Origin of the sequence: Asanoa siamensis (assembly GCF_016862555.1) — a bacterium.
GTDB classification, from domain to species: Bacteria; Actinomycetota; Actinomycetes; order Mycobacteriales; family Micromonosporaceae; genus Asanoa; species Asanoa siamensis.
Genome location: NZ_BONE01000095.1, coordinates 1 through 19,510, shown reverse-complemented (window position 1 = coordinate 19,510; position 19,510 = coordinate 1). Strand labels below are relative to the sequence as shown.

The 19,510-nt window shown below is 70.2% G+C and carries 17 protein-coding genes and 1 pseudogene; 5 read left to right on the top strand and 13 right to left on the bottom strand.

Annotated elements, in window-relative coordinates:
* Together sucC and icmB are read right to left on the bottom strand one after the other, a co-directional pair.
* The gene (sucC, locus tag Asi02nite_RS35575) at positions 1-1,179 is read right to left on the bottom strand and encodes an ADP-forming succinate--CoA ligase subunit beta (RefSeq protein ID WP_203718435.1); all 1,179 of its coding nucleotides are present in this window, start codon (positions 1,177-1,179) and stop codon (positions 1-3) included.
* Positions 1,180-1,553: 374 nt separating this feature from the next.
* On the bottom strand, positions 1,554-1,958 hold the full coding sequence (icmB, locus tag Asi02nite_RS35570; RefSeq protein WP_203718434.1) for a coenzyme B12-dependent isobutyryl CoA mutase small subunit: 405 nt from the start codon (positions 1,956-1,958) through the stop codon (positions 1,554-1,556).
* 349 nt (positions 1,959-2,307) lie between these two features.
* On the opposite strand from icmB, the gene Asi02nite_RS35565 reads away from it, so the two are divergent.
* Positions 2,308-3,006: a M23 family metallopeptidase gene (locus Asi02nite_RS35565; RefSeq protein WP_203718433.1), complete on the top strand. Its 699-nt coding sequence runs from the start codon at positions 2,308-2,310 to the stop codon at positions 3,004-3,006.
* A gap of 292 nt (positions 3,007-3,298) precedes the next feature.
* On the top strand, positions 3,299-4,159 hold the full coding sequence (locus Asi02nite_RS35560) for a M23 family metallopeptidase (RefSeq protein WP_239127483.1): 861 nt from the start codon (positions 3,299-3,301) through the stop codon (positions 4,157-4,159).
* A gap of 186 nt (positions 4,160-4,345) precedes the next feature.
* On the opposite strand, the gene Asi02nite_RS35555 is transcribed toward Asi02nite_RS35560, so the two are convergent.
* From Asi02nite_RS35555 to pcrA, 5 genes and pseudogenes are all read right to left on the bottom strand, one after another.
* Positions 4,346-4,606, bottom strand: coding sequence for a hypothetical protein (locus Asi02nite_RS35555; protein ID WP_203718432.1), 261 nt, complete (start codon positions 4,604-4,606; stop codon positions 4,346-4,348).
* Positions 4,603-4,914 (bottom strand): annotated as a pseudogene (locus tag Asi02nite_RS35550) (peptidyl-tRNA hydrolase); the annotation flags it as partial. The pseudogene Asi02nite_RS35550 and the gene Asi02nite_RS35555, both read right to left, overlap by 4 nt.
* Before the next feature lie 68 nt (positions 4,915-4,982).
* Complete coding sequence (locus Asi02nite_RS35545; protein ID WP_203718431.1) at positions 4,983-6,134, bottom strand: hypothetical protein; 1,152 nt, start codon at positions 6,132-6,134, stop codon at positions 4,983-4,985.
* A complete protein-coding gene (locus Asi02nite_RS35540) occupies positions 6,131-6,484 on the bottom strand; it encodes a PadR family transcriptional regulator (protein ID WP_203718430.1) in 354 nt (117 codons plus the stop codon). The genes Asi02nite_RS35545 and Asi02nite_RS35540 overlap by 4 nt, the downstream gene beginning before the upstream one ends.
* A 47-nt stretch (positions 6,485-6,531) precedes the next feature.
* The gene (gene pcrA, locus Asi02nite_RS35535; protein WP_203718429.1) at positions 6,532-8,946 is read right to left on the bottom strand and encodes a DNA helicase PcrA; all 2,415 of its coding nucleotides are present in this window, start codon (positions 8,944-8,946) and stop codon (positions 6,532-6,534) included.
* 193 nt (positions 8,947-9,139) lie between these two features.
* On the opposite strand from pcrA, the gene Asi02nite_RS35530 reads away from it, so the two are divergent.
* Together Asi02nite_RS35530 and Asi02nite_RS35525 are read left to right on the top strand one after the other, a co-directional pair.
* A complete protein-coding gene (locus Asi02nite_RS35530) occupies positions 9,140-10,969 on the top strand; it encodes a bifunctional metallophosphatase/5'-nucleotidase (protein WP_203718428.1) in 1,830 nt (609 codons plus the stop codon).
* A 271-nt stretch (positions 10,970-11,240) separates the two neighbouring features.
* On the top strand, positions 11,241-11,534 hold the full coding sequence (locus Asi02nite_RS35525; protein ID WP_203718427.1) for a chorismate mutase: 294 nt from the start codon (positions 11,241-11,243) through the stop codon (positions 11,532-11,534).
* Here the strand turns inward: Asi02nite_RS35525 and Asi02nite_RS35520 are convergent.
* Positions 11,531-12,289 (bottom strand): GNAT family N-acetyltransferase, encoded by a 759-nt coding sequence (locus Asi02nite_RS35520; protein ID WP_203718426.1) that lies wholly within the window; start codon positions 12,287-12,289, stop codon positions 11,531-11,533. The two genes, Asi02nite_RS35525 and Asi02nite_RS35520, sit on opposite strands and share 4 nt — an antisense overlap.
* A 100-nt stretch (positions 12,290-12,389) precedes the next feature.
* Here Asi02nite_RS35520 and Asi02nite_RS35515 point away from each other — a divergent pair, with 100 nt between their 5' ends.
* The gene (locus tag Asi02nite_RS35515; protein WP_239127479.1) at positions 12,390-13,319 is read left to right on the top strand and encodes a MerR family transcriptional regulator; all 930 of its coding nucleotides are present in this window, start codon (positions 12,390-12,392) and stop codon (positions 13,317-13,319) included.
* A 50-nt stretch (positions 13,320-13,369) separates the two neighbouring features.
* On the opposite strand, the gene Asi02nite_RS35510 is transcribed toward Asi02nite_RS35515, so the two are convergent.
* From Asi02nite_RS35510 to Asi02nite_RS35490, 5 genes are all read right to left on the bottom strand, one after another.
* Positions 13,370-14,407, bottom strand: coding sequence for an ABC transporter ATP-binding protein (locus tag Asi02nite_RS35510; protein WP_203718424.1), 1,038 nt, complete (start codon positions 14,405-14,407; stop codon positions 13,370-13,372).
* A complete protein-coding gene (locus Asi02nite_RS35505; protein ID WP_203718423.1) occupies positions 14,404-15,486 on the bottom strand; it encodes an ABC transporter ATP-binding protein in 1,083 nt (360 codons plus the stop codon). Before Asi02nite_RS35505 ends, Asi02nite_RS35510 begins: the two co-directional genes overlap by 4 nt.
* A gap of 19 nt (positions 15,487-15,505) precedes the next feature.
* Complete coding sequence (locus Asi02nite_RS35500; RefSeq protein ID WP_203718422.1) at positions 15,506-16,498, bottom strand: ABC transporter permease; 993 nt, start codon at positions 16,496-16,498, stop codon at positions 15,506-15,508.
* A 111-nt stretch (positions 16,499-16,609) separates the two neighbouring features.
* Positions 16,610-18,358, bottom strand: a complete 1,749-nt coding sequence (locus Asi02nite_RS35495) for an ABC transporter substrate-binding protein (protein WP_203718421.1) — start codon at positions 18,356-18,358, stop codon at positions 16,610-16,612.
* A gap of 95 nt (positions 18,359-18,453) precedes the next feature.
* Positions 18,454-19,506, bottom strand: a complete 1,053-nt coding sequence (locus Asi02nite_RS35490; protein WP_239127489.1) for an ABC transporter permease — start codon at positions 19,504-19,506, stop codon at positions 18,454-18,456.
* Positions 19,507-19,510: the final 4 nt, after the last annotated feature.

Sequence of the window (19,510 nt, the reverse complement as noted above, 5' to 3'; positions counted from 1 at the left end):
TCAGACCCCCGCAGCCGCGAGCTCGGCGGCACGCTGCGCCGCACCGTCCATCGTGTCCACCCGCTCGACGAGGGGGTTCGCCGCGCCGTCGAGGATGGCCCGACCGGCCTCGGCGTTGTTGCCGTCCAGCCGGACGACCAGCGGCTTGGTGACCGCCTCGCCGCGCTGCTCGAGCAGCGCCAGCGCCTGGATGATGCCGTTGGCGACCTCGTCGCAGGCGGTGATGCCGCCGAAGACGTTGACGAACACGCTCTTGACGCTCGGGTCCGAGAGCACGATCTCGAGGCCGTTGGCCATCACGGCCGCGCTCGCGCCGCCGCCGATGTCGAGGAAGTTGGCCGGCTTGACGCCGCCGTGCGCCTCGCCCGCGTACGCGACCACGTCGAGCGTCGACATGACCAGGCCCGCGCCGTTGCCGATGATGCCGACCTCGCCGTCGAGCTTGACGTAGTTGAGGTCCTTCTCCTTGGCGGCCCGCTCCAGCGGGTCGACCGCGGACTGGTCGACCAGCGCCTCGTGGTCGGGGTGCCGGAAGCCCGCGTTCTCGTCGAGCGTGATCTTGGCGTCGAGGCAGAGCACGCGCCCGCTGGACACCTTGGCGAGGGGGTTGACCTCGACCAGCGTGGCGTCCTCGGCGACGAACGCCCGCCACAACTTGATCGCGATCTCGATGATCTCGTCGGCGACCTCGGCCGGGAACTGCGCCTTGGCGACGATCTCCTTGGCCACCGCGACGTCGACGCCCTTGTTGGCGTCGATGGCGACCTTGGCGACCCGGTCCGGCGTCTCGGCCGCGACCTGCTCGATGTCCATGCCGCCGGCCACGCTCGCGATGCACAGGAAGGTGCGGTTCGCGCGGTCGAGCAGGTAGGAGAAGTAGTATTCCTCCGCGATGTCGGCCGTCTCGGCGAGCATCACCTTGTGGACCGTGTGGCCCTTGATGTCCATGCCGAGGATGTCGGTCGCCCGGGCCACCGTCTCCTCGGGCCCGTCGGCCAGCTTGACGCCGCCGGCCTTGCCGCGGCCGCCAACCTTGACCTGGGCCTTCACGACCACGCGGCCACCGAGGCGCTCGGCGATCGCGCGGGCCTCCTCCGGGGTCTCGGCGACACCACCGGCGAGCACGGGGAGCCCGTGTCGCTCGAAGAGATCGCGCCCCTGGTACTCGTACAGGTCCACGTCTACGCGTCCCGTCCTCGTCTCCGCGACGCACCCTTGCGCCGCGCCCATTCTGGTGTTTGAGGGGAGCCTATCCACGGCCGCCCAGTCGGCAACCCGGCCGGGTCACGGGTGTGCGGCACTCCACAGGGTCGGGCTTCCCGGAAATTTCTGAGATGGCGCGTAACCGCCGGATAAGGGCGTCGTTGACTTGAGTGTCGGCAAGCAAGCGACAAAGCCGGCGAAGACGGCCGATGCCCTGTCGGTCGAGGGGTGGCGGCGGGGCATCGTGCATAGAGAGGCCGGGCGTGTGAGGGGTGCGTCCGGCCTCTCCCCTTTTTTCGCGATCTTTTGCCTTTGACCAGGCCTTTTCGGCTTTTCCGGCTTTCCGGCTTTCAGGCCACGGGCTGAGCGACGTTTTCCCGGACCCAGTCGACGATGGTCTGCGTGGGTGCGCCCGGCGTGAAGATCTTCGCCACGCCCATTCGCTGCAATTCGGGAATGTCCGCTTCGGGAATGATGCCCCCGCCGAACACGACGATGTCGCCGGCGCCGCGGGATTCGAGCAGTTCGAGTACGCGCTTGAACAGCGTCATGTGCGCGCCCGACAGGACGGACAGGCCGACCGCGTCGGCGTCCTCCTGGATGGCGGTCTCGACGATCTGCTCGGGCGTCTGGTGCAGGCCGGTGTAGACGACCTCCATGCCCGCGTCACGCAACGCCCGCGCCACGATCTTGGCGCCGCGGTCGTGCCCGTCCAGGCCGGGCTTGGCCACCACAACCCGCACACGTACGCTCATCGGTCCGTCCTCCACTGGGCTTCGCTGCCTGAACGAACGGTAACCCTCGGGAACCCTTAAGGGCGACACCGGGTCCGGCGCGCCACGTGACAATACGTAATGCTCTATGTGACGGAGAGCTATTAACGAGGCTCCCCACAAAAGGTTACGAATTCAGGCATTCCGTGGCGGGCGGTCGGACTTAATGTCCGCGAAACACTCGTCCAGCTTGAGAGTCGCTTAAGGGTTGGCTACCGTGTCCACGGCTGCCAAACCGATTCCCCCCGGAATGGCACTGCGGATCACCGGCGTTCACCCCCCGTGAGCAAGCGCCGCGTCCGCCTCATTGTTCCGACAACGGAGGGTGTGCGTGCGCCAGCGCTTGTCGTCTGAGAAGGACCGCTATCGCGGTCGGCGACGCGTCCCTACCCCGCCCCGCAGTCGCTACGCGATCGCCGTCACCGGAGCTTTCGTCGGTGCCGGTGTGGTCGCCCTCGGCGCGAGCGCGATGCCGGACGCCAAAGCCGTCGACCCCCAGGTCCTGGCCGACCTGCACGTTGACAACGCCCTCCAGGAGCGCGCGCAGCAGGCCGACAAGGCCTCCCGCTCCAACGAGCGCGCCGACAAGCTGGAGACCACGCTCGCCGACTCGCCCGACGTCTGGCAGCTCCCGCTCTCCGGCTACACCTTCACGAACCCCTACGGCATGCAGGGCAAGCAGCTGCACGCCGGGATCGACCTGGTCGCCCCCGAGGGCACCCCGTTCGCCTCGGTGCACGACGGCGTCGTCAAGGAAGCCGGCTGGATCGGTGGATACGGGATGGCCGTGATCGTCGACCACGGCGACGGCACCGAGATCATCTACGGTCACGCCCGGCAGGTTCTGGTCAAGAAGGGCCAGGAGGTCAAGGCCGGCGACATGATCGGCCTGGTCGGCAGCACCGGCCACGCGTACGGGTCGCAGCTCTGCATCGAGACCCAGGTCAACGGGGAATCCACCGACCCGATCCCGTTCTTCAAGGAGCGCGGAGTGGACATCCAGCTACAGGTCGCCTCAATTTACGGCTGAGTAGCGAGCCCTATACCCAGGGTATTGTCCGCCTGACCGCCCGTCGCTGACGCGATGGGCGGTTTTTTGCTGCCCAGCGATCGGCAAAGTTTCCCCCGTCACAGTGACGACTGTGACCGCGACCACATGATCTTGAGGCCCACGTACCGGGTGGTAGCGGGCCAGATCGGGACATAGCCGCCCTCACTCAGCGTGGTCATGAACACGGCATACGCCTAGCCGTCGCCGCGTTGAACACGGCTCGTACAACCATTTGCCGGTCCGTGCCGCACAACCACGGAGGTTCCCCCTCGTGCATCCGAACTACCCGTACGACCAGCAGCCGGAGCAGGAGTTTCACGCTCAGGACGGCGAGATCGAGCCGACGCCGCAGGCGCCGCTCGGCTTCCGGGAGCGTGTTCGCTCGTCGCTCGCGGGCCGCGGTCGCGTCGCCGCGCTGGCCGCCGTCGGCCTGCTCGGCCTCGGCATAGCGGGTGGCGCTGCCGCTACTCTCAGTGACGGCGGTTCGACATCCCCCACCACCATCGCGGTGGCCGACCAGCAGGCGCGCATCGACGCCGCCAGTCGGGCCGACCGCGCACTGCGTTCCCCCGTCGCCATCCCGACCGTGAGCCCGACCACGTCCGAGGCCGCCCCCAAGGCGTCGGAGAAGGACGAGCCCAAGAAGTCGGAGAAGAAGGCCCCTGCCACGAAGAAGGCCACCCCCAAGGCCGCGAAGCCCAAGACCGCCGGTCCGACGATCTCGAAGGCCGGCTGGACCACCCCGATGCCCGGCGCCGAGGTCACCTCGTGCTTCGGCATGCGCTGGGGTGTCCCGCACCAGGGCATCGACTTCGCGATGCCGGAGAACACGCCTGAGCGGGCTGCCGCGGCGGGCACCGTGATCGCCGCGGGCTGGGCCTACACCGGCTACGGCATCTCGGTGGTCATCGACCACGGCGACGGCTACTTCACCCACTACGCCCACCAGAACCGCACCGCGGTCGAGGTCGGCCAGAAGGTGAAGGCCGGCCAGATCATCGGCTACGAAGGCTCCACCGGCGACTCCACCGGCCCCCACCTGCACTTCGAGGTGCACCAGGGCGCCATGTGGAACCAGATCGACCCGGCTCCGTTCCTGAAGGAGAAGGGCGTGCCGGTCAACGGCTGCTGAGCTTCCCCGCCCCCCGGAAACGATGGGTCCGGCCCCCTTGCGGGGTCGGGCCCATCGTCGTCTTCCCGGCGCCCCAGGCAGGAGTCGAACCCGCTTCGGGCCGCTTTAGAGGCGGCTGCCCGGCCGTCGGGCTTCTGGGGCTTGGCGCGTGGAGGGCGGCGTGTGTCCGGTGCCGCCCTCCACTGGTTAGGACGCCTCGGCGTCGACCTTGGTTGCGGCGCGAAGCTCGTCGGCGCTGAGCGAGCGCCCGAGCCCGTCGAGCGTGCGCAGCACGAACCGCTGGTTGACGACGCGCTGGTTGAGCAGGTGCAGGGCGGCGGCCTGCCGCCAGACCTTCTGCTGCAGCCAACGGGTCGCCCTGGGGATGTCACCGGCGAGCTGGGCACGGAGCGCGTCGCGTTCCGCCGCCAGCTCGACCAGTTGGGCCCGCAGGTCCGCGTCGGTCATGGTTTTCTCACCTCCCCTCGTGCTGCGAGGGGGAGGTGCCTGAGCAGCCGGCCTGCGGCCGACTCGAACGCGACGGCGGTGAGGCTGCCGTCGAGGTCCGGTTCGTGAACGGCGGTGGTCTCGAACCCGGCGCTGTCGGCGTCGGCGCGGAGCCGGGTCAGGGCGAGTTCGTCTTGGGCGGTCAGCAGGACGATCGCGTTCGACGCCCGCCGCCAGGCGTCGGTCGTCGCGGGATGGGCGACGGCGAAGTCGAGCGCGGCGTGCACGAGTTGGGCGGCCTGGTCGCCGGGCGCGAGGTCAGCCCGGGTGACGAGGTAGAGGTGGTGGCGGTGGCGGCCCTACGGGTGCGGCATGTCCTCCAGGTTAGGCCCGTCAGTCAAGAGTTGCTGGCGGGACGGTGGCGGCGCCCGACGCCCAGGCCGGCCACGAACGCCGCCAGCAGGCAGAGCGCCACGACCAGGGTCGGCGGCTGGTGGAGGCCCGCGTTGGCCAGGCCGGTTACCGCGACCACCGGCAGCGCCAGCACGAGCACGCGCCAGCGGGTCGGGCCCGGCAGGGTGAGCACGGCGGCGGCCAGCAGGGCGCTGCTCACCGCCACCACCGCGATGCCAGGCGGCCCTGCCGCGTATACCCACGCCGGCTCCACCGGCAGCCAGGGCAGGTCAGCGGTGAACGGGGCGCGCGGGACCCAGCCTGTCAACACCCCGATCGCGCCGGCGGCGCCGGCGGCCCACAACGGCCAGCCCCACAGCGCCGGACCGCCTGTCGCGGCCCCTCGGCGCAACGCCGGACCGCCGGTCTCGGCCCCACTGCCCAGTTCCGGGCCGCACGTCGCGGCCCTACCGCCCGCCGCCGGGCCGCCGGTCACAGCCCCACCGCCCACCGCCGGACCACCGGTCGCAGCCCCACCGCCCACCGCCGGACCACCGGCCTCGGCCCCACCGCCCAGGCCGCCCGTCGCAGCCCGACCACGCAGCGCCGGGCCGCCCGTCGCAGCCCACACCGCCAGGCCGCCGGCGGTCAGTAGCGCGGCCAGCACCCCGATCGGGAGGCGGCCGGGGCCCGACGCCAGCACCGCGACGGCGGTCTGCGCGGTCAGGCCCAACGCGGCCGCGACCGTCGCAAGAGCTGGCCGGCCCGCGACCGCGCCGACCGCCGCCAGAGGCCAGAAAACCAGCAGCGCCACCACGAGGGCCAAGCCCCAACCGGCCATCGGTGCGAACGAGTCGAAGACCGCGTGCCACAGGCCGACGTTGCGCAGCACGCTCGCCGTCAGCCCGATCGCCCCGATCGTGCCGACGGCACCGGCCGCGGCCGACCACTGCGACCGGCCGAGCCGAGCGACGGCGTGCGCGGCCAGCGCCGCGCCCGCCAGGTCGACGACCTCGCGCATGCGTGGCCGGCGCCGCCCCTGCTCGGCTCCGGCGAGCAGCGCGGCCAGCATCTCGGGCCCGTATTCGGCCCGGTGCCGGCGCGGAAACAAAGCGAGCAGGCGGCGGTAGCGCCGCTCCAGGTCGCCGGCGGTCATGCCGGACCACCGCCGAGCGCGGCGCGGCCGGACGCGTTCAGTCGTGCGCGGGCCGCCGCCGCGTGCCGGGTCAGCCGCTCCGTCTCCGCCGCCAGGCGGCGCGTGCCGTCGTCGCTGAGCCGGTAGTAGCGGCGGAGCCGGGAGTCGACGACCTCTTCGCGGTCGACCTCGATGAGCCCGTCGGCGCGCAACCGGTCGATGGCCGTGTAGAGCGTGCCGACGCCGATCACGACGCGGCCGGCCGAGATCTCCCGGACGTCCTCGATGACCGCGTAGCCGTGCCGCGGGCCGGCGGCCAGCGACGTGAGGATGAGATAGCTCGGTTCGCGCAACGGCGCATCGTCCCGCATGCCCAGGACGATACTTCGATTACTGATATATGTCGAGCACCGAAGTGCTAGAGCTTCTCCACCGGCGCGTGCCGCAGGACGAGCCACATCGTCTGGTCGCCGAAGTCGATCTGGGCGCGGGCGCTCGGGCCCTGGCCCTCGACCGCGAGCACCCGGCCCAACCCGTACCGCTGGTGGTTGACCCTGTCCCCGACCGCGACCTTCGGCGCCGCCTGCCGCAGCTCGCTCGCCGTCGACAGCTTGCTGCCGTCGATGCCCAACCGCGCCGCCAGGGCCGCCGCCTTCGGTGTGCCCCCGGAGAAGCCGCCGCCGCGGGCCGCGCCGCCACCGGCGGAACCGGCGCCGCGGTTGCCGACGCCGCCGCCCGTGCCCGACCACGATGTGTAGGCACCCTCGGTGCGCTCCCAGCGCACCAGCTCCTCCGGCAGCTCCGCGACGAACCGCGACGTCGGGTTGTAGGACGGCGCCCCCCAGGCCGACCGCGTCACCGCCCGCGAGAGATAGAGCCGCTGCCGCGCCCGGGTGATGCCCACATAGGCCAGCCGGCGCTCCTCCTCTAGCTCCGTGTTGTCGCCCAGCGCCCGCATGTGCGGGAAGACCCCGTCCTCGAGGCCCGTCAGGAAGACGATCGGGAACTCCAGGCCCTTGGCCGTGTGCAGCGTCATCAGGGTGACCACGCCCTGGTGTTCGGGGTCGTCGGAGGGGACCTGGTCGGCGTCGGCCACGAGGGCGACCTGTTCCAGGAAGGCCGCCAGGGTGGCCTGCTCGTCGTTGCCCTCGACCCGCTCGGTGAACTCGCGGGCCACCGAGACGAGTTCCTGCAGGTTCTCGACCCGGCCCGCGTCCTGCGGGTCGGTGCTCTCCTCCAGCTCGGCCAGGTAGCCCGACCGGGTCAGCATCGCCTCGAGCACCTCCTCGGGCGGTGCCGTGGCGGACAGCTCGCGCAGGCCGTCGAGCAGGTCGACGAAGTCGGCGATGCCGTTGGCCGCCCGGGTCGAAATGCCGGGGGCCTCGCTCGCCCGGCGCAGCGCGGCGCCGAACGAGATGCGTTCGCGGTTGGACAGCGCTTCGACCGCGCCCTCGGCGCGGTCGCCGATGCCGCGGCGGGGCGTGTTCATGACGCGGCGGATGCTGACCGTGTCGTCGTCGTTGACGATCGCCCGCAGGTAGGCCAGCGCGTCGCGGACCTCGCGGCGCTCGTAGAAGCGGACGCCGCCGACCACCTTGTAGGGCAGGCCGACGCGGATGAACACCTCTTCGAACACGCGGGACTGGGCGTTGGTGCGGTAGAACACCGCGACGTCACCGGGGCGCGCGCCGGCGTCGTCGGTGAGGCGGTCGATCTCGCGGGCCACCCAGTCGGCCTCGGCGTGCTCGGTGTCGGCGACGTAACCCACGATGCTCTCGCCGGCGCCCTGGTCGCTCCACAGCCGCTTGGGCTTGCGGGACGGGTTGCGGCTGATCACCGCGTTGGCGGCGTTGAGAATGGTCTGGGTGGAGCGGTAGTTCTGCTCCAGCAGGATGGTGCGGGCGTCGGTGTAGTCGCGCTCGAACTCGAGGATGTTGCGGATCGTCGCGCCGCGGAAGGCGTAGATGGACTGGTCGGCGTCGCCGACCACGCACAGCTCGGCCGGCTCCAGGCCCTCGGTGCCGGAGACCAGCTCCTTGATCAGCACGTATTGCGCGTGGTTGGTGTCCTGGTATTCGTCGACCAGCACGTGCCGGAAGCGGCGGCGGTAGGTCTCGGCGACGTGCGGGTGCGACTGGAAGAGGTGCACCGTCGTCATGATCAGGTCGTCGAAGTCGAGGGCGTGCGCCTCTTTGAGGCGTCGCTGATAGAGCGCATAAGCCTCGGCGACGGCGCGTTCCATCGGACCCTTGGCCCGCTCGGCGAACGTTTCCGGGTCGACGAGCTCGTTCTTGAGGTTGGACACCTGCGCGGCCAGCCCGCGGGCCGGGTGCCGCTTGGGGTCGAGGTCGAGCTCGCGGGCGACGAGCTGCATCAGCCGCCGCGAGTCGTCGGCGTCGTAGATGGAGAACGTCGACTTGAGACCGGCGTGCTCGTGCTCCGCCCGCAGGATGCGTACGCACGCGGAGTGGAACGTCGACACCCACATCAGCCGCGCCCGGCCGCCGACCAGCGCGGCCACCCGCTCCTTCATCTCGCCCGCGGCCTTGTTGGTGAAGGTGATCGCGATGACCTGGCCGGGGTGCACATCGCGGGCCGCGAGCAGGTAGGCGATGCGGTGCGTCAGCACCCGGGTCTTGCCCGAGCCGGCGCCGGCCACGATCAGCAGCGGTGAGCCCGCATGGGTCACCGCGTCGCGCTGTGGGCCGTTGAGGCCGGCCACCAGCGCCTCGGGGTCGAGCTGGGGCCGCTTGGGGCGCCGCTCGCGGTCGCCGTCGGCGGCCAGCACGGCCGGCCCGCTGTCAGGATTCGGGATTTCGAAGAGAGCACGCATCGCACCGCGAAGTCTATTCCGACCGTCCGACAACTTCCGGCGGCGGCGGTGTGCCCGAACGGCCCGCCAATACCCCTATCCGACGCCCTGTCGTCATCGATGGGCCCTGGCGTCTTGTCCCCCGAAAGTGAACGATGACCTCTGTCGCGTCTCCCCGTCCGGGTGACGCCCAATCGATCACACAGGATGTGACATGCCGATCACGAGTCGACCGAGCCGGTGGCTGCGCTACCTCGCAGCGCCGGCGCTCACCCTCGGGGTGATCGTCGCCCTGCCGGCAGGCGGGCCGTCCCCGGCCGCCGCCGCACCCGCCCTGCAGCCGGTCACGGCCACGTTCGGGCACTCCGCGGGCGCGCAACTGGCCAAGGGCAACCTGCTCGGCTTCAACGACTTCCACGGTTCCATCGACCCGCCCGCCGGCTCCGGCGCGGCCGTCAACGGGGTCCCCGCCGGCGGCTCCGAATACCTCACGACCGCGGTCAAGCGGTTGCGCGCGGAAGCCAGGGCCGAGGGCCGGCTGAGCACCACCGTCGGCGCCGGCGACATGGTCGGCGCGACGCCGCTGGTCAGCGCCGCGTTCCACGACGAGCCGACGATCGAGATGCTCAACGTGATGGGCATGGAGATCACCTCGGTCGGCAACCACGAGTTCGACGAGGGCACCGACGAGCTCAAGCGCCTGCAGTACGGCGGCTGCCACCCGGTCGACGGTTGCCAGGACGGCGACCCGTTCCGCGGCGCCGACTTCACCTACCTCGCCGCCAACGTGGTCACGAAGCGGCTGAACCTGCCGCTGCTGCTCCCCTTCAACATCCGGATCGTCGACGGCGTGCCGGTCGGCTTCGTCGGCATGACGCTCGAGGGCACCCCGAGCATCGTCAACCCCGCCGGGATCCAGGACGTCAACTTCAAGGACGAGATCGAGACCGCCAACAAGTACGCGACGCTGCTGCGCCTCCTGGGCGTCAAGTCGATGGTGCTGCTGCTGCACGAGGGCGGCTCGCAGTCGGGCACGCAGCCGGTCGACGCCTGCAACAACTTCTCCGGGCCGGTGGTCGACATCGTCAAGGGCCTGCGCCCGGAATACGGTGTCGTCGTCTCCGGGCACACCCACCGCTTCTACTCGTGCAAGCTGCCGAACTCCTCGGGCAAGGACGTCGTCGTCACCAGTGCCGGCACCAACGGCCAGCTCGTCACCGACATCGACTACACGCTCGACAAGAAGACCGGCAGGTTCGCCGAGATCACCGCGCGCAACGTGATCGCCGAGAACGGCGTGCGCAACGCCGACGGCACCTACCAGACCAACCCCGACGGCACGTTCGTGCGTAACCCGGCGCTGGTCGACCCGGCCGCCAAGCGGCTGGCCGACAAGTACCGCACCGCGGTCGCCCCGATCGCCAACCGGGTCGTCGGTGCGATCACCGCCGACATCGTCCGCGACAACCGGCCCAACCAGGAGAGCCCGCTCGGCGACGTGATCGCCGACGCGCAGCTCGCCTGGACCCAGGCCGACGGCGCCCAGATCGCCTTCATGAACCCGGGTGGCATCCGGGCGTCGCTCGCGTTCGCCAACTCCCCCGGCGGCGAGGCTCCCGGCCAGGTCACCTACGGCGAGGCGTTCACGGTCCAGCCGTTCAACAACCTGGTCGTCACCCAGACGGTGACCGGCGCGCAGCTCAAGAACGTGCTGGAGCAGCAGTTCGTCGGCTTCGGCGGGCAGACCACCCAGCGGGTGCTGCAGGTGTCGGCGGGCTTCACCTACACCTACGACACGACGCTGCCGGCGGGCTCGCGGGTCAGCGCGCTGGCGCTGAACGGCACGCCGATCGACCCGGCCGCCAGCTACCGCCTGACCACCAACGACTTCCTGGCCAACGGTGGCGACGGCTTCACCAACCTCACCGCGGGCACCAACCGCACCACGGCGCCCGGTTTCGACGTCGACGCCCTGGTCGGCTACCTGGGCACGAACGCCCCGGTGGCACCGGGGCCGACCGACCGGATCACCCGGGTCGGCTGACACGGGAGGCGTCCGCCCGATTGGGGCGGGCGCCACACCGTGAGCGGCCTTGCGCGGGTTCGGGGGCCGCGGGCATACTTGGCCACGTGATCCAGTCGTCGCGATTTTACTTTTACTACGGCACCGGGAGTCCGGCAGCTGTAGGTCGCGCCTGAGCACAAGACCTGCAAAAAGCCCCGGGCTCCTGGAGCCCGGGGCTTTTTGGGCTTCGGGGTCCAGGCCGCCGCCCCACCACGTGAAGAGAATCGACATGGCCCCCGAGGAGCACGACATGAGCAGCAACGCCGTCGCCCAGCCGACCACCGGCGCCCAGGACGAAGAGGCCGCCCAACGCATCCGCGGCATGCGGGAGCGGATCGACGAGATCGACAGCGCGATCATCGCGCTGTGGCAGGAGCGCGCCCGCCTCTCCCAGCAGGTCGGCGCCACCCGCGTCGCGTCCGGCGGCACCCGCCTGGTGCTCTCCCGCGAGCGGGAGATCCTGGAGAAGTTCCGCACGGAACTCGGCGCCGACGGCACCCAACTGGCGCTGCTGATCCTCCGCGCCGGCCGCGGCGCACTCTAGGCGGTGTAAACGGTCCAGGTCTCGGCCGTGCGGAAGCCCATGGCCGCGTAGAGCGGCTCACCCATCGGCGAGGAGTGCAGGAACGCGGTCCGGGCACCGGCCGGGTACGCGTCGCGCAGCACGGCATCCGTCGCCAGCCGCCCGTAGCCGCGGCGACGGTGCGCGGGCGGGACCGCGATGTTGAACACCCCGACCAGGTCGCCGACCAGCACGCCGAACGAGGTGGCCACCACCTCACCCGCCACCTCGACGACGTAGGCCGCCATGGCCGGGTGGTCGAGGATCGCGGGCGAGCTGAACCCGTCGAAGATGAACTCCGGCGCCTCGAAGCCGGCCGCCAGCGCCCGCCGGTAGAGGTCCCGCTCGGCACCGGAGACGCGCCGCACGGTGGCGCCGGCCGGCGGGTCGGCGTCGCGCTCCGTCAGGTCCGTGAGCATGAACGGCAGGGTCGTCGACTGGTCGAGCTTGTGGTCGGCCGCGATCCCGGCGACCGCGGCGGCCGACGCCGCGTCGCGGACCTGGATGCTCCACGGCCGGTCGACCAGCCGCGGCGACTCCGCGAACGCCGCGAGCTCGGCCAGGTCGAGCACCGACCCGCACTGGATCACGCCGTTGACCGTCGGCACCGGCAGGCCGGTGAGAAGCTCCGCGGTGCCGCCCGGGCCGCGCCGGTGAAACCCACCCGGCAGCGCCTCGGCGCACAGTTCGAGCGCCCGCAACCATGCCTCGACCGCCCGGTCGACCTGCTCCGTCATGCGCCGACGGTACGAAGCCACCCGGTCGCGACGCATCCGCGAGTGCGCCAGGTCACGTGGGCTTGCGTCTCCAGTCGGTGGAGATAGGAGAGTGCTCGGCATGCGGGAGCGGTATTCGATCGGGGACCTGGCCCGGCGCACCGGGTTGCCGGTGCGCACGATCCGGTTCTGGTCCGACGCCGGCCTCCTGCCACCCACCGACCGCAGTCCCGCCAACCACCGCCGCTACGACCTCGCGGCGATCGCCCGCCTCGACCTGATCCGCACGCTCCGGGAAATCGGCCTCGACCTGGCCACGATCGGGCGGGTGCTGGCCGACGAGCTGACCGTCGCGGAGGCGGCCGCCCGGCACGCCGAGGCGCTCGACGTGCAGATCCGGGTGTTGCGCACGCGGGCCGCCGTGGCGCGGGCCGTGGCGCGGCGGGGCGCCGATCCTGAGGAGATGGCTCTGATGCACCGGATCGTGCGACTGTCCGAGGCCGAGCGACACCGGCTGATCACCGACTTCGTCGACCGTGCGTTCGGCGGGCTCGACGCCAACCAGGACTTCGTCGACTGGCTCCGGTCGACGCTTCCGTATCTACCGGACGAGCCGACCGACGCGCAGGTCGACGCCTGGGTCGAGCTGGCGGAACTGGTCCGCGACGAGGACTTCGTCGCGAGCGTGCGGCGGATGGCCGAGCACCAGGCGGCCGAGATCGCCGAGGGCGGCCGGATGGGGCTGCACCACAAGCTGACCATCGAGGTACGTGACCTCGTCGGCGCGGCGATCGGGGCGGGCGTCGAGCCCACCGGGCCGGCGGCGGCCGACCTGGTGTCCGATGTGGTCGCGCGCTACGCCGAGACCTTCGGCGAAGCCGACACCCCCGCCTACCGCGCCAAGCTGGTGCGGCGGCTACGGACGGCGAACGACCCGCGCACCGAACGCTATGTGCGGCTGATCGGCATCATCAACGAGTGGCCGGAGACGCCGCCCCTGGCGCCGGTGTTCGGTTGGCTGATCGCGGCACTCGAAAGCCACCCGGAATGACGGCGACCGGGCAGGGCGTCAGCCCTGCCCGGTCGTCGCTACGGCGGGAGCTATTTGATGGTGCCTTCCTCCGGGAAGTGGCACGCGGCGAGGGCGCCGTTGGGCTTGACCGTCAACGGGGGCTCTTCGGTGGCGCACTTCTCCTGCGCCTTCCAGCAGCGGGTGCGGAAGCGGCACCCCGACGGCGGGTTGAGCGGCGTCGGCACGTCGCCCTCCAGCCGGATGCGGCCCGACGCGCCCAGTTTGGTCACGTCCGGCACCGCCGAGAGCAGAGCCCGGGTGTACGGGTGGGCGGGGCGCTCGTAGATCTGCTCGCGGTCGCCGACCTCGACCATCTTGCCGAGGTACATGACCGCGATCCGCTGGCAGAAGTGTCGCACCACGGCCAGGTCGTGCGCGATGAACACGAACGCCAGGTCCAGCTCGCGCTGCAGCTCGCGGAGCAGGTTGATGACCTGCGCCTGGATCGACACGTCGAGGGCGGAGACCGGCTCGTCTGCGACGATGATCTTCGGGCGCAGGGCCAGCGCGCGGGCCACGCCGATGCGCTGCCGCTGGCCGCCGGAGAACTCGTGCGGGTAGCGGTTGTAGTGCTCCGGGTTGAGGCCGACGAGCTCGAGCAGCTCCTGGACGCGCTTCTTCACGCCGCCCGGCGGGTTGATGCCGTTGACCTGCAGCGGCATCGCCACGATCCGGCCCACCGTGTGCCGCGGGTTCAGCGACGCGTACGGGTCCTGGAAGATGATCTGCATGTCCTGCCGGAGCTGACGCAGGCCGCCACCCTTCGAGTGGGTGATGTCCTTGCCCTCGAAGGTGATCTTCCCCGAGGTCGGCTCCAGCAGGCGGACCAGCATGCGGCCGGTGGTGGTCTTGCCACAGCCCGACTCGCCGACCAGGCCGAGGGTCTCACCCGGCTTGACCGAGAAGCTGACGCCGTCGACCGCGCGCACCAGGCCGGTCGTGCCGAACATGCCCGACCGCACCGGGAAGTGCTTGGTCAGGTCCTCGACGACCAGCAGCGGCTCGCCGGACGGACGGGACGGCTTGACCGGCTCCGTGCCGGGCTCCTGGACCAAAGTCTCGGTCATTGCGCGACTCCAGCGGACGGTGCGATGTCCTCGGCGTAGAACTTCTTGCTGTCGGCCTCGGACAGATGACAGGCGACCAGGTGGCCCCGCTCGAGGACCTGGTGCAACTCGGGGACCTCGGTGAAGGACCGGTCGCCGTTGCGGCCGGCGTACCGGCACCGCGGGTTGAACGCGCACCCGCTGGGCAGGTTGATCAGCGAGGGCGGGTTGCCCTTGATCGGCACCAGGTCGGCGTCGGCGTCGCCGTGCAGGGACGGCACGCTGGCCAGCAGACCCCAGGTGTACGGGTGCTGGGGGCGGCGCATGACCTGCTCGACGCTGCCGAACTCGACCGCACGGCCGCCGTACATGACCAGGACGTCGTCGGCGACCTGGGCGACCACGCCGAGGTCGTGCGTGATCATGATGATCGCGGAGTTGAACTCGCGCTGCAGGTCTTCGAGCAGGTCGAGGATCTGCGCCTGCACGGTCACGTCGAGCGCGGTGGTCGGCTCGTCGGCGATCAGCAGGTCGGGGTCGTTGACCAGGGCCATCGCGATCATCGCGCGCTGCCGCATGCCGCCCGAGAACTCGTGCGGGTAGGAGTCCGCACGGCGCGCGGGCTGCGGGATGCCGACGCGGCCCAGCATGTCGACGGCGCGCTTCTTGGCCTCGGACTTCGACGCGTTGGGGTGGTGGACCTTGTAGGCCTCGGCGATCTGCGCGCCCACCTTGAAGTAAGGGTGCAGCGCGGACAGCGGGTCCTGGAAGATCATCGACATGTCGCGGCCGCGCAGGCGGCGGGTCTGTTCCTCGGACATGCCGACCACGTTGCGGCCGCCGACCAGGATCTGGCCGGAGATCCGGGCGCGCTTGGAGTTGTGCAGGCCCATGACGGTCAGCGAGGTGACGCTCTTGCCGGACCCGGACTCGCCCACGATCCCCAGCGTCTGGCCGCGTTCGACCGAGAACGACACGCCGTCGACGGCCTTGACCACGCCGTCTTCGGTCGGGAACTGCACCCGCAGATCGTTGACCTGGAGATAGGGGCCGGAGTCGGAGGTCGCCGGGCTCTTCGGCGCCGAGGCTGGTGCGGTCACTGTTGTTCTCCCTCGTGCTTCAGCTCAGCCGGACCCGTGGGTCGATCACGGCGTACAGCACGTCGACGATCAGGTTGGCCACGACGATGAACACCGCCGCCAGCAGCACCGTGGCCACGACGATCGGCAGGTTGAGGAACTGCACGGCTTCGACGGTCTCCTTGCCGAGTCCGCGGAGGCCGAAGATGGTCTCGGTGATGAACGTGCCGCCGAGCGACGCGCCGATGTCGAGGCCGGCGATCGTCACGATCGGCGTGATCGCGGCACGCAGCGCGTGCTTGGTGTAGACCCGGCGCAGCGGCAGCCCCTTGGCGCGGGCGGTGCGCACGTAGTCCTCGGAGAGCGTCTCCAGCATCTGGGCCCGGGACAGCCGGGCGTAGATCGCGGAGTTCAGGAAGCCCAGCGTGACCCACGGCAGGATCAGGCCGCTGGCCCACTTCGCCGGATTTTCCGTCAGCGGCGTATAGGACGGGAAGGGTAACCAGCCCGTGAAGTAGACGAACGCGAAGAGCAGGATCAGGCCGAAGAAGAAGACCTGCATCGACGCGCCCGCGAGCGATACGCCGATCGCGAGCTTGTCGAACACGGTGCCTCTGCGCAATGCCGAGATCATGCCCAGCGAAACGCCGAACAGCAGCCACAGCACGGCGGCGCCGACGACGATGCTCATGGTCACCGGCAGGGTCCGGGCCACGATGGCGGACACCGACTCGTTGTTGCGGAACGAGAAGCCGAAGCAGGGCGCCTCGCAGTGCTGCTCGAAGGGGGTGCCCTTCGAGTAGGTGCGGCCGACGAAGATGCCCTTCATGAACTCGGTGTACTGCGTGGTGATGGGTTCACGCAGGCCGAGCTTGGTCTCCACGGCCGCGATGCTGGCCGGGTCGCAGTTCTTGCCGCACATGACCTTCGCCGGCGACGAGGGCACCGCGAAGAAGAGCCCGAAGACGATGATGCTGATCGCGATGATTGTCGCGACGCCGACGAGCACGCGGCGGGTGAGGAACCGGACCATGGGTCGCACCTATCCGATGGAGATCGGCGGTCGGTGCGGGCGGCCCTCCGGTGGGAGAGCCACCCGCACACGATCCGTTTTACCGGGGAACGTTACTTACCTGTGGATCAGTTACGGCTTGACGTAGACCTTGGCGACCTGGAACGCGCCGTACGAGTCGCTCAGGAACGCGTTGCCGACCTTGGAGCCGTGCAGCACGTACGTGGCGTCGTAGTACAGCGGAATCTCCGGCAGGAAGTCCTGCAGGATCTTCTTGTCCAGGGCCATCCACGCCGCGTCCTGCTCGGCCGCGGGCAGCTTCCGGATCCGGTCGATCTCGGTGTTCACCGACTGGTCGTTGAAGTAGGCCAGGTTGTAGTTGCCCTCGTCGACGATCTCGCGACCGTCGTACTGCGGCGGGATGATCGTCGAGCCGGTCGGCCAGTCCGAGCCCCAACCGTGCAGGTAGATGTCGTACGGAGTGTTCTTCCGGCCGATCTCGTCGTAGTAGCTGGTGGCCTCGATCGCCTTCAGCGTGACCTTGAAGCCGGCCTTCTCCAGGCTCGCCCGGATCGCCTCGGCCTGCGCGGTGCGGAGAGCGGTGTTGGTGTGCGCCAGCACCAGCGGCGGCGGGGTGGTGCCGCCCAGGATCTCCTTGACCTTGTTGACGTCACCCGTGTCCGGGGCGTTGTAGACGTCGTAGTCCTGGAAGCCCGCGGTGGTCGGCGACATCAGCGTGCTGGCCGGCGTGCCGGCGGCGCTGCCACCGATCGCCTTGAGCGCCGCGTCACGGTCGACGCCGTAGTACAGCGCCTCGCGGACCTTCTTGTCCGTGATCCGCTGGTTGTTGATGCCCAAGTACCAGACGTACTGCGTGGGGCCCTTGACGACCCGCTCCACCACACCGGCGGCCGTGGTCCGCGGCAGCACGGCCGGGGGCGCGTCCTGCCAGGTCATGGCGGCCTGGTCGGCCGGCGCGTCGGCGACGAGCCGCTCCGAGATCTGCTGCGCCTCGAGGCCGAACGTCAGCTTGAAGGCGTCCGGGTAGGCGTTGCGGATCGGGTCCGTGTTGGGGTCCCAGTTCGGGTTGCGGTCGAGCTCGAGCACGTTGTCACGGGTGTAGGACTTGACCTTGTACGGACCCGAGGAGAACGGCTTCAGGTCGTAGTTGGCCTTGGTGTCCTTGGCCTGCGGCACCGGCGCGGTGACCGGGAGCGCTGCCGCGTACGGCAGGTCGCAGTGCGGCTCCGGGAACGTGAACTTGATGGTCTTGTCGTCCGGCGTCTCGATGCCCTGCGGCATCTGACCACCCTCGTAGGGGCCCTTGTAGGTGGCGTTGTAGGTGCCACCCGGGTACAGCCACCCCTGGATGTAGTGCGAGCCCTCGTTCAGCTCGGGGGCGAAGCTACGGGCGATGCCGTAGGCGACGTCCTTCGAGGTGATCGCCGAGCCGTCCTCGTACTTCAGGCCGTCGCGGAGCTTGAACTCCCAGACCTTGCAGTCCTTGTTGACGTCGGTGCCCGGGTTGGTCGCCAGGTCGCCGACCAGCAGCATCTTGCCGCTGCCGTCCTCCTGGTAACCGTTGAGCGCCCGGTAGATCAGGCTACCGGTCAGGCTCGCCACGTTGACGTAGTTACGGGCGGGGTCGAGGTGCTCCAGGTCGGCGACCTGCATGATCGTCAGGGTGCCGCCCTTGGTGGCACCTTCGACGGCCTTCGCCGGGCCGGTGTTGTCGGCGGCCTCGTAGGAGATCGACCCGGTCTGGGTCTTGTTCTCTCCGCTGTTGCCACCCCCGCCATCGTTGGTGGTTTCACTGCAACCCGCGGCGGTCAACGCCACGGCAAGAGCGCCGACGATCAGCGCTCCTCCCTTAATTCGCACGATCTTCTCCCTTCCCGCCCGGCCGGGGCTCCCTCAGCTCCAAAGGTGTCCGGACGAAACGTGCGTGGTGCAAAACTCTTGGCTGGTACGCGGTTCTAGCGCGAGGACTTCGGGTCCAGGGCGTCGCGCAGCGAGTCGCCGAGCAGGTTGAACGCGAGCACCAGGATGAAGATCGTGATGCCGGGCCAGAACGTGTAGGCCGGATCGCTGGCCACGAAGCCGATCGAGTTGAAGATCATCCGGCCGAGGTCGGGCGTGGGCTCGATGACGCCGATGCCGACGAAGGCCAGCGCGGCCTCGGTGGTGATGAAGGCCGGCACGTTGAGCGAGAGCGTCACCAGGATCGGCGCCCAGATGTTGGGCAGCAGCTGGCGGAAGAGGATGTGCCGGGTGCCCGCGCCGGCCGCCCGCGCGGCCTCGACGAACTCCCGCTCCCGCAGGGCGATCACCTGGCCGCGGACGAGGCGGGCGGTGTAGGTCCAGCTGAACATGGCGAACGTCGCGATGATCAGGCCGACCCGGAACGGCGGCGGGATCTGTTCACGGTCGCCGTAGAAGTTGTCCTCGACGATCGGGATGATCGCCAGGGCGAAGATCAGGAAGGGGAACGCCAGCGTCAGGTCGATGACCCAGTTGATCGCGGTGTCCAGCCAGCCGCGGGCGTAGCCGGCGGCGATTCCGATGAGGACGCCCACGGTGGAGGCGACGACGGCCGCGGCGACGGCGATCAGCAGCGAGGTGCGGATGCCGTAGACGAGCTGCATCAGGATGTCGCGGCCGTTACCCGGCTCCAGACCCAGCCAGTGCGTGCCGCTCATGCCGCCGGCGTAGCCGAGAGGCATGCCGAAGTCGTTGAGCTTGTCGGTGAACGGCTGGGTCGGCGTCATGCCGCGCAGCTTGCCGATCACCGGGGCGAGCAGGGCGAGCGCCACCAGGACCGCGAGCGTGATCGCGCTGATCGCGGCGGTGCGGTCGCGCTTGAGTCGCAGCCACGCGAGCTGCCCGGGCGAGCGACCGACGAACGCCTTCTTCTCCGACTCGCCGACAGGGGCGTCGACCGGGGAGTTGACCTCCATCCCGACGGCGCCGCCAAGACCATCGGTGGCGGCGGCGGCGGGGGTTTCCGGCGCCGAGTCGGTCTTACTCATGGAC